This is a genomic window from Ralstonia soli (genome assembly GCF_023955655.1).
Classification (GTDB): domain Bacteria; phylum Pseudomonadota; class Gammaproteobacteria; order Burkholderiales; family Burkholderiaceae; genus Ralstonia; species Ralstonia soli.
Map to the genome: position 1 here is coordinate 194693 of NZ_JAMXHT010000005.1, position 16356 is coordinate 211048.

Here is a 16356-nt window from a genome sequence, read left to right on the forward strand (position 1 = left end):
GCAGGCTACACGCGCCGCTGCCGGTCGCCCCACCACGCATCGCGCAGGCGGCGCTTGGCGATCTTGCCGTTGTCGTCGCGCGGCAGCGCGTTGGTGAACTCGATCTGGCGTGGGATCTTGAAGCCGGCAATCTGGCCGCGCAGCCACTCGATCATGGCGTCGGCCTGCAGCCCCGCACGCAACTTCTCAGGCTCGGTCTGAACTACCGCGACAAGGCGCTCGCCGTACTCATCGCACGGCACACCGAAGACAGCGCAGTCCACCACATCGGGGTGGCGCAGCAACGCATGTTCGATTTCGGCGGGGTAGATGTTGACGCCGCCCGAGATGACCATGTCCGATGCGCGATCGCACACGTACAGGTACCCATCCGCATCGAGGTATCCCATGTCGCCGAGCGTGACCAGGCCGTCGCGATCGATCTTGCTGCGCGCCTCGTCATTGCCGCGGTAGGTGAAGTCGGGGTAGGCGGGCTGGCGGCTGTAGATCAAGCCAATTTCCCCCGTATCGCACGGCGTGCCGTCTTCGCGCAGGATGCGCACCTCGGCATCGCACACCGGGCGGCCGGCGCTGCCGGGGCGGCCGGCTGCATCGCGCGGGTCCATCACCGTGATCATGCCGGTCTCGCTCGATGCATACGTCTCGTAGATGACGGGGCCGAGCCAGTCGATCATGCGGCGCTTGATCTCGGGCGCGCACGGGGCGCCGGTGGAGGCCACGAAGCGTAGCGACGAGAGGTCGTAGCGGTGGCGTTCTGCCTCCGTGAGCTTGAGCAGGCGCACGTACATGATCGGCACGAGGTAGACGGTATCGATGCGGTAGCGCTCGATCTGCTCCAGCACGCGCAGCGGATCGAAGCGCGCGTTGAGCACCAGCACCTCGGCCATCTGCGCGGCCTGCTGGGCGAAGAGACTGGGCGCGCTGTGATAGAGCGGCGCCGGCAACAGCGCACGGCAACCCGGCACGATGCCGAAGGTGGCGGCCACCACGGCGCGCGCCTTTTGCAGATGCGTGTCGAGCTGGTCCAGCGGCACCGCCTGGCGCACCACGCCCTTGGGCCGGCCCGTGGTGCCCGAGGTGTAGGCCATGTGCCCGCGCGGCGACACCAGCGGCCCGTCATACGGCGTCTGCAGCGCAAGCCAGTTCGCGTAGCCATCCGCACGGTCGGTGCCTTCCGCATCCACGCGCAGCAATTGCACATGCGGGGGCAGCAGCGGCTCCGCGGCGTCCACCAGGTCGCGGTGGCCGATCAGTACCTTGGCACCCGAATCGCGCACGAGAAACTCCACCTCGGCCGGCGTGAAGTGCCAGTTGATCGGGCAGAAGTGACACCCCGCGATGCGGCACGCGTGCATCACATCGATATAGGCCGGGCAGTTGCGCAGCAGCACGCCGATCACGTCGCCTTCCCGCACGCCCATGCGGCGCAGGCCGCCAGCAAGGGCGGCGCCGCGCGCGATGAGCGTATCGGCGTCGGTGGCGCGGTCTTCGAAGATGAGGTGGGCGGTCATGCGTGTCTCCGTGGTGGCGGGTCGCGAGGTCTCGATGCCTCGATTGGACTCCGGTTTGATCTACGCAGCATGCCGGATTGAACCGCACTGAACAATCCGCTTAGGATTGCGCACACTGGTGAATGCCAGTGAACAACGCTGATCCCATCCTCTGCCAATCCGGGGCGCCATGGACCTCAACCTCATCCACCTGTTCGTCGAGATCGTGGAAGCACGCAGCTTTACCGCCGCCGCGCAGAAGCTGGGCATGACGCGCTCGAACCTGAGCAACCGGCTGAAGGTGCTGGAGCGCGAGACGGGCGCGCAATTGTTGCGCCGCTCCACCCGCAGCCTGGAACTCACGCAGGCCGGCGAGACGCTCTTCGAGCACGGCCGCCGCATGCTGCAGGAGGTGGAGACCGCACGCGCATCCATTGACGGCCTCGGCCAGACCGTGCGCGGCCATGTGCGCGTAAGCGTGCCGACCGGCCTGGGGCGTTTCTTCCTGGGCGCCATGCTGCTGGAATTTGCGCGCGAGCACCCGAGCGTGACCTTGCGTGTGACCTTCAACAACCGCGTCAACGACCTGATTGCTTCGGAGATCGACGTGGCGTTCAAGATCACCTCTGCGCCGCCGCAGGACTCCATCGCGCGCGAAGTCTGCCCGATCGGCTGGAGCCTGTTCGCCACGCGCGCCTACCTCAAGGCCCACGGCCCTGTGACGACGCCGGAGGCGCTGGCCGGGCAGTCCATCGTATGTCCGCCCATGCCGGGGCGGCGCCTGACGCTGGCGCTTGCGCGCACCGTGCGCGGCAAGACCACGCAGCACAGCGTCACCGTCGAGCCCCGCATGCAGTCGGAAGATTTTCCGTTCCTGGCCGATGCGGTGGCGCGCGGCATGGCCATCGGCCTGCTGCCCAACTACGTCACGCGGGCCACCGCCACGCCGTTCGAGCGCGTGCTGCCGGCGTACGAGGTGGGCGGGCTGGGCACGCATCTCTACATCCTCACGTTGCCCAATCGCTATGCATCGCCGGCGATGCGGGCGCTGATCGATTTTGTGCGGACGCGGGTGAGCGCACAGGCTGAAGACTGGCAGTAATCCCGCGCGGATTGCTGCGTATGCGCAAAATAGTGCCAAGGCAGATAACGTACCCCGAATAGACGGTATCCATCACTTCGTCTTGTTTTGGGTCAAGGCGCACACCAAAATCGAAAGAGGCGGAGCCCGCTTCGCGCTTGGAGCTCCCCGCAATCTCTCCCCCGCCATCCTCCGATCGAGGAAGAATTCATGCCGCTTACCCATCCGTCGCGCCGCGCTTTCCTCAAAGCGACTGTCGTGGCCGGCGTCTCGGTGTATATCGCACCGCTGGGCGGCCGCGCATTCGCGGCCCTGTTCGAAGACAAGATCCTCACCCCGGTCCAGTGGGACCCCAAGACGGGCACCCCCAAGTTCCGCATCGACGGCATTGCCAAGGTGACCGGCGACAAGGTCTTCGCGCGCGACATCCGCTCGCGCGACATGCCGCACTGGCCGCAGCAGCAATCGCACGCGTTCATCCTGCGCACCACGCTGGCCGACCGCACGTACGAAGGCTTCGACCTGAGCCTGCTGGGCGATGAGCTCAAGCCCGATCGCGTGGTCACCGCAGATGATCTTGCGCGCGACGGCGTCGTCTTTCCCGCCTTCTATGGCGAAGACATGCTCTTGCCCACCGGCAAGACGCCCGCGTATCTGGGCCATGCGGTCGCCATCCTGATCTATCACGACTTCGCGCGCTTCCGCTTTGCGAAAGACAAGCTCAAGTTCCAGGACAAGATCATCCGCTACGGCGCGCAGACCGGCCCGCTGGAGCGCGACCCGTGGGGCACCTTCCGCTTCGTGCGTGTGGGCGGCGCTGGGCCGTATGACGACGATGTGTTCTCCAGCCTGAAGAACGCCCCGGTCTTCCCGAGCATGATGCGCAAGCACGAGCCCGTGTGGCCCGATGGTGTGGACCATGGCAAGCTCGGCGAGCAGGGCATCTTCCACGCCAACCAGATCGCCGCGGAGCTCGACAAGCCGCCCGCCGACTGGCTGGTGCTCGAGCGCGAGTACAACACGCAATCCATCGACACCGCCGCGCTGGAAGCCGACAACGCCAACTGCTGGTACGACAGCACCACGCAGACGCTGCACATGGTCGTGCCCACGCAAAGCCCGGTGGAAGTGGGCGAGAGCGCGGCCGAGATGCTGGCCAAGGCCAAGGGTGCGTTCCCCGTGAAGCAGGTGATCGTGCATCCGTGCTACACGGTCGGCTACGGCTCGAAAGACCACTACAACTTCCCGTTCTACGGGCTCGTGACGGCGCTGTATGCCGAAGGCAAGCCGGTGCGCCTGGCCAACGACCGCTACGAGCAGTTCCAGACCTCCATCAAGCGGCACGCGTTCAAGATGCGCTACCGCATCGCGGTGGACAAGAAGACGGGGCTGTTCCAATCGTTCCAAGGCCACTTCGAGGCCAATGGCGGCGGGCGGGCGAACTTCTCGCCGTCGGTGGCGATGGTGGGCGCGACGGCTGCGCAGTCGATCTACTACTTCCCGAAGAACGACCTGACCGCCGTGGCGATTGCCTCGCGCGCCATCGACGCGGGCTCCGCACGCGGCTACGGCACGCTGCAGAGCATGGCCGCCACCGAGGTGATGGTCGATGAGTTTGCCGAGCAGCTCAAGCTCGATCCGATCGAGTTCCGCCTGAAGAACGCACTGCGCTCGGGCATGAAGAACACGCAGGGCGCGATTCCTGCCGGCGCCATCCGCGTGGATGAAGTGCTGGAAGCGGCCAAGGTGCATCCGCTGTGGGTGAACCGCGCCAAGAAAAAGGCCGAGTTTGAAGCGGCCCATCCGGGCAAGCGCTATGGCGTGGGCTTTGCGTGCGTGCAGAAGGACTTCGGCACCGGCGCCGAGGCGTCGTTCGCCAAGGTGGAAATCCGCGCCGATGGGCAGATCGCACTGCACCACGTGGCGGCGGAAATCGGCACCGGCATGTCGACCTCGCAGGCGATTGCCGTGGCGCGCTGGCTGGGCCGCCCGGCATCGGAGGTGCGCGTGGCGGTGACGGAGTGGCCGGACCTGCCCGTCGTCACCAGTGGCGACCCGTACCTAATGAGCCAGGCCGATCAGGACAAGGCATCGGCCAACCCGCGGTGGTCTCCGGCGTATGCGTCGCCGGCCAGCGCGACCAACTCGGCGTACTACTTCACGCACAGCACGCGTGAGGCGGCGCGCATCATCTTCATGCATGGCCTGTGGCCGGCGGCGATGGCGATCTGGAGCCAGGGCATCGGCGGTGGCCAGGCAGCATCCTTGGTGGTGCGTGTGGAAGATGCGCGCTGGGTGGACGGCAAGCTCTCGGCCGGCGGCCTGGAGGCGCTGCCCTACGAGCGGATCGTCAAGAAGGCGCACGAGCTGGGCCTGGTGACAGGCGCGGTGGTGCACGTGTTCAACCGCTGGCAGTGGAGCGAGGCCGATTTCGAGGTGAACGGCGCGGCCACGCGCGTGCCGATCGATGGCCTGTCCGTGCGCTACGGCGAGGGCGCCGATGCTGCCCGCAAGGCCAGGATGACGACGGCCGGCGGCTACCACGTGCTCGATCGCAAGAAGGTGTATATCGCGCCCACGCAGCGCAACAACGCAAGCGTCACGTACTACAGCGCGGTCGGTACGCTGGTCGAGCTGTCGGTGCACGAGGCCAGCGGCAAGGTGGATCTGCTCTCGCACCACACGATCATGGAATGCGGCACGCAGATTTCGCCGCAGCTCGTGTCGGGGCAGTTGCAGGGTGGGCTGGCCATGGGCATTGGCCACGCGCTGCACGAAGCGCTGCCGCTGTACGAAGACGGCCCCGGCAACGGCACCTGGAACTTCAACCGCTACCAGCTGCCGCGCGCCAAGGACGTGGCCGTGTGGACGCAGACCGGGACGGTGCTGCCGCCCGTGTCGGAAACCGATCCGCCCAAGGGCATCGCCGAGGTGGTGATGATCCCGGTGGTGGGCGCCATTGTGAACGGCATCGCGCATGCCATCGGACACCGCTTCACCAGCCTGCCAGTGACCGCGGAAAAGATTCAGGAGATATTGACATGACCGCCGGCATGAACAGCACGACCATCACAACGCAACCGCTTACCGTGCACATCAACGGCAAGGACGTCGGGCCCACGCAGGTGCCCGAGGGCCTGATGATGATCGACTTCCTGCACGAGTACGCAGGCCTGACGGGCTCGCGCCTGGGCTGCGGCCAGGGCGTGTGCCGCGCATGCACGGTCATCCTCGACAAGCCCGATGGCACCAGCGAAGAGGTGCGCACGTGCATCACCGGCGCGCATTTCTTCCAGAACAAGAAGGTGCGCACCGTGGAAGGCCACGCCAAGCGCGACGAGAGAGGTGAAGTGGTTGCGCTCTCCCCCGTGCAGCAGAAGTTCCTGGAGCATTTCAGCTTCCAGTGCGGCTACTGCACGCCGGGCTTCGTCAATGGTGCGACGGTGCTGGTCGAGCGCCTCAAGCGCGAGCCGGTGGCGCGCGACAAGCTCGACGACACCATCACCGAAGCGCTGAACGACCACATCTGCCGCTGCACCGGTTACGTGCGCTATTTCGAGGCCGTGAAGGACGTGGTGCTGAGCACGCCCGGAACCATCAAGGACGGCAAGTGATGCAGATGCCCCAACTCATCCAACTGACGCGTCGGGCTCTGGCGCCGCTGGTGGCCGCCGCCATGCTGGCCGCCTGCGGCGACCGCTCCAGCGACATCCCGCCCGCTGCCGATCAGCCGCCGCCTGCCAAGCTGACCGGGGCTGACCTGATTGCCCGTGGCCGCTACCTCGTGCGCGCCGCTGATTGCGCGGCCTGTCACACGGCCAAGGATGGTGCGCCGTTCGCGGGCGGCGTACCGCTGGCCTCGCCGTTCGGTACGTTCTACGGCACCAACATCACGCCTGACAAGGAACACGGCATCGGCAAGTGGAGCGCTGACGATTTCTACAAGGCGCTGCACGATGGCGTGACGCCGGACAAGCACCTGTATCCGGCGATGCCGTACACGTCGTATCGCGGCCTGTCGCGCGGCGATACCGATGCGATGTACGCCTACCTGACGCAGCAGGTGAAGCCCGTGGCCGCCGTCAACCGCGAGCACGAGCTGCGCTTCCCGTACAACATCCGCATCGCCATGGCGGGCTGGAACGTGTTCTTCCTCAAGAACGCGCTGCCCGATGCGTCGGTCGGCAATGCGGCGGCGTGGCAGCGTGGGCGGTATCTGGCCAACGCGCTGGGCCACTGTGCGGAGTGCCACAGCCCGCGCGGCTTTGCCGGTCAGCTCGATGCCGGCAAGCCGCTCGCCGGCGCTGCACTGGGCCGCGTGGTCGCACCCGATATCACGCCCGCCGGCCTGGCGGCTCGCGGCTGGACGCAGGCCGATCTGCAGACGTTCTTTGGCGTCGGTATCGCCCCGCAGGGCTCGGCCTTTGGCGAGATGTACCCGGTGGTCCACCTGAGCACGCAGTACCTGAACCAGGCAGACCTGGGCGCGTTGGCGACGTATCTGCTGGGCGACAAGGCACCCGCACCGCAGCCGCTCAAGCCAGTGGCCGCCACGGCGGACAACGCTGACCAGCTCAAGGCCGGCCGCGCGCACTACCTGGCCGTCTGTGCCGGTTGTCATGGCCGCGATGGCGAGGGGAAGCCGCACGTTGCCGTGCCGATGCTGGGCAACGCCACCGTGCGCAATGCCGATGCGCACAACCTGCTCGTCTCGATGCTCGATGGCATTGAAGCGCAGCGCTTCCCGGGTACGGAAGCCATGCAGGACATGCCCGGCTTTGCGCAGATGAACGACACGGAACTGGCCGCGCTCGCCAACTACCTACGCACCAGCTTTGGCGGCCAGCCCGCTGATGTCACCGCAGACAAGGTGAAGGGTTTGCGGCAGTAGGCGGCCCGCCTGAAGCGACAAAAGCCCGCCCCGGTGTGATGCCCGGGCGGGCTTTTCTTTGGGCGCGCGGACGTTGTGGCCGGGTTGTGACCGGGGCCACCTTCAGGCACAATCTCGAACCTTGTGGAGATGGCATGCCTCCCTTAACCGCCGGTTAGCGAACAACGAAGCCGGCTGATGATGCCTACAAGTTCCTGAGTCAGGGAAGTTGTGGGCACACGTTCATACGACGTCCTGTCGCTCAGGTTTGAGTTCTTCGAATCTGGTCATCATGAAGACATTGATCTCGCGCCTTGAGCCGCTGCTCATGCTGCCGTATCTGCTGCGCTGGCTCGCGTTGGGCTCGCTGGTTGGCGTGCTTGCCGGGCTGGGCTCGGCGGTGCTGCTGCTGGCACTCGACTGGGCAACCAATACGCGCACCGCGCACCCATGGATGCTGTGGTTCCTGCCGGTGGCCGGTCTTGCCGTGGGCTTGCTCTATCACTACACCGGGCGCTCGGTGGAGGGCGGCAACAACCTGCTGATCGACGAGATCCACGACCCCAAGCGCGTCGTGCCCAAGCGCATGGCGCCGCTCATCCTGCTTGGCACGGTCGTTACGCACCTGTTCGGCGGCTCGGCCGGGCGCGAGGGGACGGCGGTCCAGATGGGCGGCAGTTTTGCTGACTATCTGACGCGGTTGTTTTCGCTCGCGCCGGAGGACCGGCGCATCCTGCTGATGGCAGGTATCAGTGCGGGTTTTGCCTCGGTGTTCGGCACGCCGCTGGCGGGCGCCGTGTTCGGGCTGGAAGTGCTTGCCATTGGGCGCCTGCGCTATGACGCGATCCTGCCGTGCTTCATCGCGGCCATCGTGGGCGATCTGGTGCCGCCGCTGGTGGGTGTGCACCACACGCCGTACGCGATCCCGTTTGTGCCGCATCTCACGCCGCTGGCGATTGGCGCGGTGGTGCTGGCGGGCATCGTGTTCGGGCTGGCCGGGATGACGTTCGCGGCATTGACGCACCGGCTCAGCCGCGTGTTGAAGCACCACATTGCGTTTGGCCCGCTGCGGCCCGTGCTGGGGGGGTGTGTGGTCGTGGCGGCAGCGTTGGCGCTGGGCACCGACAAGTACCTGGGCCTGGGCATTCCCGTCATCGTGGATGCGTTCCATAACCCGTTGCCCGCTTATGACTTTGCCGGCAAGGCCGCCTTCACCATCGTGACGCTGGCGTCGGGCTTCAAGGGCGGTGAGGTGACGCCACTGTTCTACATCGGCGCGACGCTGGGCAATGCGCTGGGCTATGTGTTGCCGCTGCCGTTCCCGCTGCTGGCGGGTCTCGGGTTTGTGGCGGTGTTTGCCGGTGCGGCCAACACGCCGATCGCATCGACGCTGATGGCGATGGAGCTCTTTGGCCCCGAGGTCGGCACGTTTGCCGGCATTGCGTGTGTGGTGAGCTATCTCTTTTCAGGCCACACCGGCATCTATCACGCGCAGCGCATCGGCCATGCGAAGCGCCCGTCCGAACCCGAGCCAACTGCCGAGCCTACCGAGCGCGCTCAGCCCTGATCTGGTGCGGGCGCTGTGACTCCAATCAGCGGCCGTACATTCGTTCGCACAGCGCCGCACTCGCCCCAAGCTTGCGCGACAGATCGGAGGCCGCCTGCAGTTGCAGCGCGACGCACTCGCCCGAACCGCGCGCGGCTTCCAGCCGGGATGCAGCGCCCGATAGCGTCAGCGCCGCCATGAACTTGTCGCCGGAACCAAACACCGGGGTAGCGAATGCCGCGGTGTGCTGATCGCGCGCGCCCGACGTGAACATCGGCAGCGCGGGCGCTTCGTCATACAGCGCTTCGCCCAGGCCCCAGTAGCGCAGCACATGACTGATGGCGGTGTCGTCCAGCGGCAGCGAGGTGCCGGGCAGGCGCGTTTCGCGTAGGCCTTCCGATGGCTCGGCGCGGAACAGGCACAGCCGCCGGCCGTGATCGATGACGTAGTACGATGCGCTCTCCCGCGTGGCCGCCGCCAGCGCATGCAGCGCCGGTTCCACCACGGAAGACAAGTGGAAGGACTGTTCGTAGAGCTTGCCCAGATACAGCAGGCGCGGCCCGAGCGAATAGGCGCCGGCCTCCGAGCGAATGACATAGCTCATGCGCTCCAGCGAGTTCATCAGCCGATACACCGTGGTCTTGTGCATGCCCGAGGCCTGCGCCAGGGCCGCGAGAGACAAGGCTTCCGCCCCCGGCTTGAAGCAATCCAGCAAGGCCAAGGCCTTTTCCACTGCGGCGACGCCGTCGTTTCCCATTCCCCACTCCCCGAACTGATGAACGACGGAATTGTACTATGTACAACGCTGTTGTACGTAACGAAAGGGTAAACGCTAGTGGATCGTCTCGGTTGCCGGGGCTATAGTGATTTCACTGAGTACACCATCGTTGTACATAGTACAACTTCATCGACTGAGGCAGCGTTTCCATGAGCACCCCTTCCCCTGTTTCCGCGATCGTTCGCGATATCCAGCGTGTTTCCCCTGAACTGGTTGAGGCGGCCGCCCGCTTCCAGGCCGCCATCCTGGCCGACGTGGCCGGCCGCCGCGGCACATTGAACAGCCGCGTCAAGCCGCTGTCGTCGACCATGAAAGTGGCCGGCCCGGCGATCACGGTCGAGGTGCGCCCCGGCGACAACCTGGCCATTCACGCTGCCCTGGCCGTTGCCAAGCCCGGCGATGTGATCGTTGTGGACGGCAAGGGCGACCAGAGCTGCGCCCTGATCGGCGAGATCATGACCACGCAGGCACACACCACGGGCATCGCCGGGTTTGTGATCGACGGCGCGGTGCGCGACTCGCACGAGCTGGCGCACGGCACGTTCCCGATCTTCTCCGCCGGGCTCAACCCGTGCGGCCCGACCAAGAGCGTGGCGGGGCGCGTGAATCTGCCTGTGTCCGTTGCCGGTGCGACGGTGCACCCGGGCGATCTGGTGGTGGGCGATGCGGATGGCGTGGTCGTCATCCCGCGTGAAGACGTCGAGCGCATTCTCGTGCTCGCACAGAAGAAGGTGGATGCGGAGGCCGCCCGCATTGCCGCCATCCGCAAGGGCGACACGCGCCCGGGCTGGCTGGAAAAGGAACTGCGCGCTGCAGGCATGCTGGCCGAAGGCGAGGTCCTGTGATGAGCGCGAGTGCACACAAGCCCGTCGTACTGGTCACGGCGGCTGACCTGGCGCCGCAAGCGCTCGACATGCTGGGCGACTTCGAGGTCGTATTTGCCGGCAAGCAGCCCACGGAAGACGACATCGTCGCGCTCTGCGAGCGCCACAAGCCGGTGGCAATCATCGTTCGCTACGGCAAGGTCAACGCCCGCATCATGGATGCGGCCGCCAACCTGCAGGTGATCTCCAAGCACGGCAGCGGTATCGACGTCATCGACCAGGAAGCCGCGGCGGCACGCGGCATTGCGGTGCGTGCTGCCGTGGGTGCCAACGCGGCGGCCGTGGCCGAGCATGCGTGGGCGCTGATCCTGGCGTGCGCCAAGGCCGTGCCGCAGCTTGATGCACGCATGCGCGCCGGGCATTGGGACAAGGCTGTTCACAAGTCCGTCGAGCTGGACGGCGGCACGCTGGGTCTGGTCGGTCTGGGCGCCATTGGGCGTCGGGCAGCCGCCATCGGGCTGGCGTTCGGCATGAAGGTCATCGCGTTCGATCCGTACGCCAAGGAGGCGCCGGCCGGCGTGAAGCTGGTCAGCCTCGACGAGCTGTATGCGCAGTCGGACGTGGTGTCGCTGCACTGCCCGCTGACCGCTGAGAACCGCAAGATGCTGAACCGAGACACGCTCAGCCGCTTCAAGCCGGGCGCGATCCTCGTCAACACGGCACGCGGCGGTCTCATTGATGAGGCCGCGTTGGTGGAGGCGCTCGCCAGCGGCCAGTTGCGCGCAGCCGGGCTCGACAGCTTCGACGTGGAGCCGATGACCGTGCCGCACCCGTTCCAGGGCGTTGCGAACATCATCCTGTCGCCGCACATCGGCGGCGTGAGCGATGCGGCCTACGTGAACATGGGCAAGGGCGCAGCGGCCAATGTGCTCGCGGTGATCGAGGAGCGCGCCCGCACTGCGGCGTGATGGCCATGTTCCTGCTCTCGCCACCACTTGTGCGTGAAGCCGAAGTCTTCACGCGCATGCCGGCCAAGTTCCGCAAGCCCGACGTCCAGACGGACTGGGCGCGCGCCAACCGTGGCGGGCAAGCCACCGACTCCTTCCTCGAAGGGCCGGTGTGGTGCCCGGACGGCCAAGGTCACGGCCATCTGTACGTGACCGACATTCCGCATGGCCGCATCTTCCGCATCTCGGCTGCGGGCGACTGGGAACTGGTGGCCGAGTACGACGGCGAGCCGAACGGCATGAAGTTGGTCGATGATGCGCACCTGCTCATCACCGACTACCGCAACGGGCTGATGCTGCTCGATATCAAGCGCGGCGAAGTCACGCCTTACCTGGAGCGCCGCAACTCGGAGCGTTTCAGGGGCGTGAACGACCTCACGTTCGATTCGCAAGGCAACCTGTATTTCACCGACCAGGGGCAGACGGGCCTGCATGATCCGACGGGCCGGGTCTATCGCCTGACGGTAGAGGGCAAGCTCGACATGCTGCTCGGCAACTGCCCCAGCCCGAACGGGCTCGTGCTGTCGCCCGACGAAAAGGTGCTGTACGTGGCCATGACGCGCGGCAACTGCGTGTGGCGTGTGCCGCTGCAGGCGGATGGCTCGGTCAGCAAGGTAGGGCAGTTCTTCACCTCGTATGGCCCGAGCGGCCCCGATGGCTTGACGATCGACACGGCGGGCCGGCTGTTCGTGGCCAACCCCGGCCTCGGCCGCGCGTGGGTGCTGAACCACCGTGCGGAGCCGGAGGTGATCATCACCAGCCCGGAAGGCGCGTCGCTCACGAACCTGTGCTTCGGCGGCCCCGAGATGAAGACGCTGTTCATGACGGAGTCGGTGTCCGGCACTGTGCTCAAGACCGAGATGGACATCGCTGGCCCGCTGCCGCGTCGGGCAAAGCAAACCAAGTCCCAGCAATAACTCATCGACACGTAAGTAACCCCTAGCGCTCACAGAAGCGCGATGGAGGAGACCATGCAAATGTCCCAGACCTTAAGTACCCTGCGCGCCGCCACACCTTCCAATGGTGCAGATGCGCGCGCAGCTGCCACGCTGCCCGATGCGGATTACCAGGCCAGCGAACGCACGCTGGCCAAGGCGTTCCGCCGCATCCTGCCGTTCATCTTTGCCTGCTATGTGATCAGCTATCTCGATCGCACCAACGTGGGCTTTGCGGCGCTCACCATGAACAAGGACCTGGGCCTGACCGCCGAGCAGTTCGGGTTCGGTGCGGGGCTCTTCTTCATCGGCTACTTCCTGTTCGAGATTCCGAGCAACCTCATCATGCAGAAGGTGGGCGCGCGGATCTGGATCGCACGGATCATGATCACGTGGGGCGTGTTCTCGATGGCGACCGCGTTTGTGGTCGGGCCCAAGAGTTTTTCAGCGGCGCGCTTTCTGCTGGGGCTGGCCGAGGCTGGCTTCACGCCAGGCATCTACCTGTATTTCACGCATTGGTTTCCGGGCAAGTGGCGCGCCAAGGTAACGGCCGCATTCCTGGTCGGCATTCCGGTGGCGAACATGATTGGCTCGCCGATTTCCGGTGCGCTGCTTGAACTCGGCGGGCTGCATGGCCTGCGCAGCTGGCAGTGGCTGTTGCTGATCGAAGGGCTGCCTGCCGTAGTGCTTGGTATCGCGTGCCTGTTTGTGCTGGCAGACCGGCCTGAGAAAGCCAAGTGGCTGACGGACGAAGAAAAGGCTGTGCTCGCGCGCCGTCTTGCGATGGAGCAACGCGACATCGCCAGCAAGCACGGTACGAACCTGCGTGACGCAATGACCAACTGGCGCGTGTTCGTGCTGGCGTTCATCAACTTCTGCGGCATCGTCGGCTCGATCGGCGTGGGCCTGTGGATGCCGCAGATCATCAAACAGTTCGGCGTCGAGCATGCGGTGGTTGGCTGGCTGACGGCCATTCCGTATGCGATGGGCGCGGTCGTCATGCTGTGGTGGGCGCGTGTGGCGAACCGCGCGCAGAACCGCATTCCGTATGTGGCGGGCGCGTTGGTCGTTGCCGCCGTGGCGCTGGCGGCCAGCACGGCGCTGGATGCACCTGCGCTCAAGCTCGCGGCGTTGTGCCTGACGGTGAGCGGCATTCTCGCGTTCCAGGCGACGTACTGGGCCATTCCCTCCAGCTTCCTGACCGGCCGTGCGGCGGCGGGCGGCCTGGCGCTGATCGTTTCCGTGGGCAACCTGGGCGGCTTTGTCGGCCCGTCGATGATCGGTGCCATCAAGCAGTTTTCGCATGGCTTCACTGCGCCGCTGCTGGCGGTGTCGGCGGTGCTGCTCATCGGTGCGCTGGCCATCGCCTGGCTGGGGGACCCGGGCGCGGATGCCGGTGAAGCCGCCGCGACGCACTGATGCAACGCGTCCACCCAGTTGACTTCATCCTCATCGAGAAAGCCCGTGCAAATCGTCCATGCGCCGCATCTGCCGATCAGGCAAGCGTGGCTCGCCACCCGTCAGGAAGCGGTTCTGCTGCCTGAGCTGCCGATCATCGATGCGCATCACCATCTGTGGGATCGGCAGACCGGCCGCTATCTGACCGAAGAACTGCAGCAAGACGTGGGCAGCGGCCATCGGGTCGTTTCGACGGTCTATGTGCAGTGCAGGTCGATGCTGCGGTGTGATGGTCCTGTCGCCATGCGGCCGGTTGGTGAGGTCGAGTTTGCCAACGGCGTTGCTGCCATGTTTGCCAGCGGCGCCTATGGGCAAGCACGCGGTTGTGAGGCGATCGTCGGCGGGGCGGATCTTTCATTGGGGCAGGACGTGATCCCGGTGCTGGAAGCCATGCTTGAAGTCTCCGGTGGGCGATTGCGTGGCATTCGCAATCCGCTTGCATGGCACGAAAGCGATGCGGTGCGCTCCAGCCCGGTGACTCCACCGCCGGACCTGATGTTCAGCAAGTCGTTCCGGGAAGGTGTCAGCGCGCTGGAACGCTATCACCTAGCGCTCGATGCGTGGGTTTATCACACACAGCTCGACGCGTTGTTCGAGCTGGCGAGTGAGATGCCCGGGGTCACGATTGTCATTGACCACTTTGGTGGGCCGGTTGGCGTCGGCCCGTATGCCGGGCAATCCGCCGCTGTGTTTCAAGACTGGCGCCGGGCACTGGTCCGGCTGGCGAGCCTGCCCAACACGCGGATGAAACTCGGCGGCGCAGGCATGACCGTGTTTGGCTTCGATTTTGCGTCTCGCGAACAAGCCCCCGCATCGGAGACGCTCGCAGCCGCGTGGAGGCCGTACTTCGAAACCTGCGTCGAACTCTTCGGCGCAGATCGGTGCATGTTCGAAAGCAACTTCCCAGTCGACAAGGGGATGTTCAGCTACACGGTGCTTTGGAATGCCTTCAAGCGATTGGCCGCAGCTGCGTCGCCTGACGAGCGGGCAGCGCTGTTCAGTCGTACGGCTGCATTGACGTACGGATTACACGTACCAGGAGACAAAACATGAAGGTTGTCAGTGCCGAAGCACAGACGGGAAACTTGGCAAGCCGCGAGTCGCAGGGCGCGCGGCGGATTACCGGCCCGGAGTGGCGTTCGCTGTCATTGGCTGGGCTGGGTTGGGCGTTCGAGAGCTATGACTCGTTTCTCCTCTCGTTGCTGTTGCCGACGCTGGCGCTGCAGTTTGGCCTGAGCAAGACGCAACTGGGCCTCTTTACCAGCATCACAGCGGCTGGGCAGATCATCGGTGGCATCTTCTTCGGCTACGTGTCTGACCGTATCGGACGGGTTCGGACCGCGATGCTCTGCATCGGCATCTATTCGCTGTTCTCTGGCTTGCTTGCCGTTGCGCCGAACGAGCACTGGTTTGCGGCGTTGCGTCTATGTGGCGCCTTGGGAATGGGCGGGATGTGGACCGCCGGCGCTGCCCTCATCGCCGAGACGTGGCATGCGAGCCGCCGTGGCAAGGGTGGGGCGTTGATGCAGATGGGCCTGCCCATTGGCGCCATCATTGCAATCAGCGCGGCGGGGCTGGTCAGCAACCTGAACGATGGCTTGGCCGGCAATGGGTGGCGCGTGCTCTTTCTCATTGGGGCGCTGCCATTCTTTATCCTGTACTGGGTGGCCCGTCGCACGCCCGAGTCGCCGATCTGGCTTGAGCGTCAAGCTAAAACGGCGCGCACTGCCACCCGGGCGCAAGCCACTCCGGCGAGCCTGAACGTTCGCGGGTTGTTGACGGCGTTTTCCTTCATCTTCTTTTTGCAGTACCTGTACTGGGGTGTCTTTACGTGGACACCGACCTTCCTGATCACGGTCAAGCATCTGGATTTCGTGCACAGCCTGAAGTTCGTACTCGCGCTGCAGTTCGGTGCCATTACAGGTTTCTTGCTGTTTTCCGCACTGGTCGACCGGGTTGGCCGCCGACCGATGTTCATTGCCTACCTGCTCGTGGGTGCCGCAGCCGTGGGTGTCTACATTCTGTCGGCAAATCCGCTGCTGCTGATGGCGGCGATTTTCCTGACCGGATTCGGTGTGAACGGCATCTTTGCCGGATCGGGCCCGTTTCTGGCAGAGATCATCGGAAACACGGCTTCGCGGGGTTTTCTCATGGGGTTGGCCTACAACGGCGGACGACTCGGTGGTTTCATTGCGCCGTTGTTGATTGGTGCGCTTGCGTCGACGTCGGGTGGTTTTGTCCTCGGGTTGTCTACCACGATCGTGGCATTTGTGGCCGCTGCGATTGTCGTTCTTCTTGCCCCCGAAACCCGCGGCAAGACGCTTGGGTGATCCCCTGTCGTTCCACAACTGATTTCGCCTCAGAGGG

At 65.3% G+C, this 16356-nt stretch carries 13 protein-coding genes and 1 riboswitch; of the genes, 11 read left to right on the forward strand and 2 right to left on the reverse strand.

What is annotated here, in order from left to right; all coding sequences use genetic code 11:
• Positions 1-5: 5 nt before the first annotated feature.
• Positions 6-1511 carry an acyl-CoA synthetase gene (locus NG900_RS14045; protein ID WP_252681339.1) on the reverse strand — a complete coding sequence of 502 codons (1506 nt, stop codon included), beginning with the start codon at positions 1509-1511 and terminating at the stop codon, positions 6-8.
• Between the two features lie 169 nt (positions 1512-1680).
• Between NG900_RS14045 and NG900_RS14050 the strand changes: the two genes are divergently transcribed.
• The 5 genes from NG900_RS14050 (at position 1681) to NG900_RS14070 (ending at position 9008) form a co-directional block, all read left to right on the forward strand.
• Positions 1681-2592 (forward strand): LysR family transcriptional regulator, encoded by a 912-nt coding sequence (locus NG900_RS14050; protein ID WP_252681342.1) that lies wholly within the window; start codon positions 1681-1683, stop codon positions 2590-2592.
• Between the two features lie 189 nt (positions 2593-2781).
• A complete protein-coding gene (locus tag NG900_RS14055) occupies positions 2782-5616 on the forward strand; it encodes a xanthine dehydrogenase family protein molybdopterin-binding subunit (RefSeq protein WP_252681345.1) in 2835 nt (944 codons plus the stop codon).
• The gene (locus NG900_RS14060; protein WP_252681347.1) at positions 5613-6185 is read left to right on the forward strand and encodes a (2Fe-2S)-binding protein; all 573 of its coding nucleotides are present in this window, start codon (positions 5613-5615) and stop codon (positions 6183-6185) included. Before NG900_RS14055 ends, NG900_RS14060 begins: the two co-directional genes overlap by 4 nt.
• Positions 6185-7462 carry a cytochrome c gene (locus NG900_RS14065; RefSeq protein ID WP_252681350.1) on the forward strand — a complete coding sequence of 426 codons (1278 nt, stop codon included), beginning with the start codon at positions 6185-6187 and terminating at the stop codon, positions 7460-7462. The genes NG900_RS14060 and NG900_RS14065 overlap by 1 nt, the downstream gene beginning before the upstream one ends.
• 116 nt (positions 7463-7578) lie before the next feature.
• Positions 7579-7656: riboswitch (Fluoride riboswitch) on the forward strand.
• A 77-nt stretch (positions 7657-7733) separates the two neighbouring features.
• Complete coding sequence (locus tag NG900_RS14070) at positions 7734-9008, forward strand: voltage-gated chloride channel family protein (RefSeq protein ID WP_252681352.1); 1275 nt, start codon at positions 7734-7736, stop codon at positions 9006-9008.
• Positions 9009-9033: 25 nt separating this feature from the next.
• Here the strand turns inward: NG900_RS14070 and NG900_RS14075 are convergent, their stop codons facing one another.
• Positions 9034-9744 (reverse strand): IclR family transcriptional regulator, encoded by a 711-nt coding sequence (locus tag NG900_RS14075; protein WP_252681354.1) that lies wholly within the window; start codon positions 9742-9744, stop codon positions 9034-9036.
• Positions 9745-9914: 170 nt separating this feature from the next.
• On the opposite strand from NG900_RS14075, the gene NG900_RS14080 reads away from it, so the two are divergent.
• From NG900_RS14080 to NG900_RS14105, 6 genes are read left to right on the forward strand one after another with little or no spacing between them, the layout of a single operon-like run.
• Positions 9915-10610, forward strand: coding sequence for an RraA family protein (locus NG900_RS14080; RefSeq protein WP_252681356.1), 696 nt, complete (start codon positions 9915-9917; stop codon positions 10608-10610).
• Entirely contained in the window at positions 10610-11557 is a 948-nt protein-coding gene (locus NG900_RS14085) for an NAD(P)-dependent oxidoreductase (protein ID WP_252681358.1), read from the forward strand. Before NG900_RS14080 ends, NG900_RS14085 begins: the two co-directional genes overlap by 1 nt.
• Before the next feature lie 5 nt (positions 11558-11562).
• Entirely contained in the window at positions 11563-12513 is a 951-nt protein-coding gene (locus NG900_RS14090) for an SMP-30/gluconolactonase/LRE family protein (protein ID WP_252681360.1), read from the forward strand.
• Positions 12514-12573: 60 nt separating this feature from the next.
• Positions 12574-13950, forward strand: coding sequence for an MFS transporter (locus NG900_RS14095; RefSeq protein WP_252681362.1), 1377 nt, complete (start codon positions 12574-12576; stop codon positions 13948-13950).
• 45 nt (positions 13951-13995) lie between these two features.
• On the forward strand, positions 13996-15042 hold the full coding sequence (locus NG900_RS14100; protein WP_252681364.1) for an amidohydrolase family protein: 1047 nt from the start codon (positions 13996-13998) through the stop codon (positions 15040-15042).
• Complete coding sequence (locus NG900_RS14105) at positions 15039-16319, forward strand: MFS transporter (RefSeq protein WP_252681368.1); 1281 nt, start codon at positions 15039-15041, stop codon at positions 16317-16319. The genes NG900_RS14100 and NG900_RS14105 overlap by 4 nt, the downstream gene beginning before the upstream one ends.
• The last annotated feature ends 37 nt before the right edge of the window (positions 16320-16356 follow it).

Bases quoted from the DNA above. Each gene is read 5' to 3' on its own strand.
- NG900_RS14045 (WP_252681339.1), bottom strand. From the start codon at position 1,511: ATGACCGCCCACCTCATCTTCGAAGACCGCGCCACCGACGCCGATACG.
- NG900_RS14050 (WP_252681342.1), top strand. From the start codon at position 1,681: ATGGACCTCAACCTCATCCACCTGTTCGTCGAGATCGTGGAAGCACGC.
- NG900_RS14055 (WP_252681345.1), top strand. From the start codon at position 2,782: ATGCCGCTTACCCATCCGTCGCGCCGCGCTTTCCTCAAAGCGACTGTC.
- NG900_RS14060 (WP_252681347.1), top strand. From the start codon at position 5,613: ATGACCGCCGGCATGAACAGCACGACCATCACAACGCAACCGCTTACC.
- NG900_RS14065 (WP_252681350.1), top strand. From the start codon at position 6,185: ATGCAGATGCCCCAACTCATCCAACTGACGCGTCGGGCTCTGGCGCCG.
- NG900_RS14070 (WP_252681352.1), top strand. From the start codon at position 7,734: ATGAAGACATTGATCTCGCGCCTTGAGCCGCTGCTCATGCTGCCGTAT.
- NG900_RS14075 (WP_252681354.1), bottom strand. From the start codon at position 9,744: ATGGGAAACGACGGCGTCGCCGCAGTGGAAAAGGCCTTGGCCTTGCTG.
- NG900_RS14080 (WP_252681356.1), top strand. From the start codon at position 9,915: ATGAGCACCCCTTCCCCTGTTTCCGCGATCGTTCGCGATATCCAGCGT.
- NG900_RS14085 (WP_252681358.1), top strand. From the start codon at position 10,610: ATGAGCGCGAGTGCACACAAGCCCGTCGTACTGGTCACGGCGGCTGAC.
- NG900_RS14090 (WP_252681360.1), top strand. From the start codon at position 11,563: ATGTTCCTGCTCTCGCCACCACTTGTGCGTGAAGCCGAAGTCTTCACG.
- NG900_RS14095 (WP_252681362.1), top strand. From the start codon at position 12,574: ATGTCCCAGACCTTAAGTACCCTGCGCGCCGCCACACCTTCCAATGGT.
- NG900_RS14105 (WP_252681368.1), top strand. From the start codon at position 15,039: ATGAAGGTTGTCAGTGCCGAAGCACAGACGGGAAACTTGGCAAGCCGC.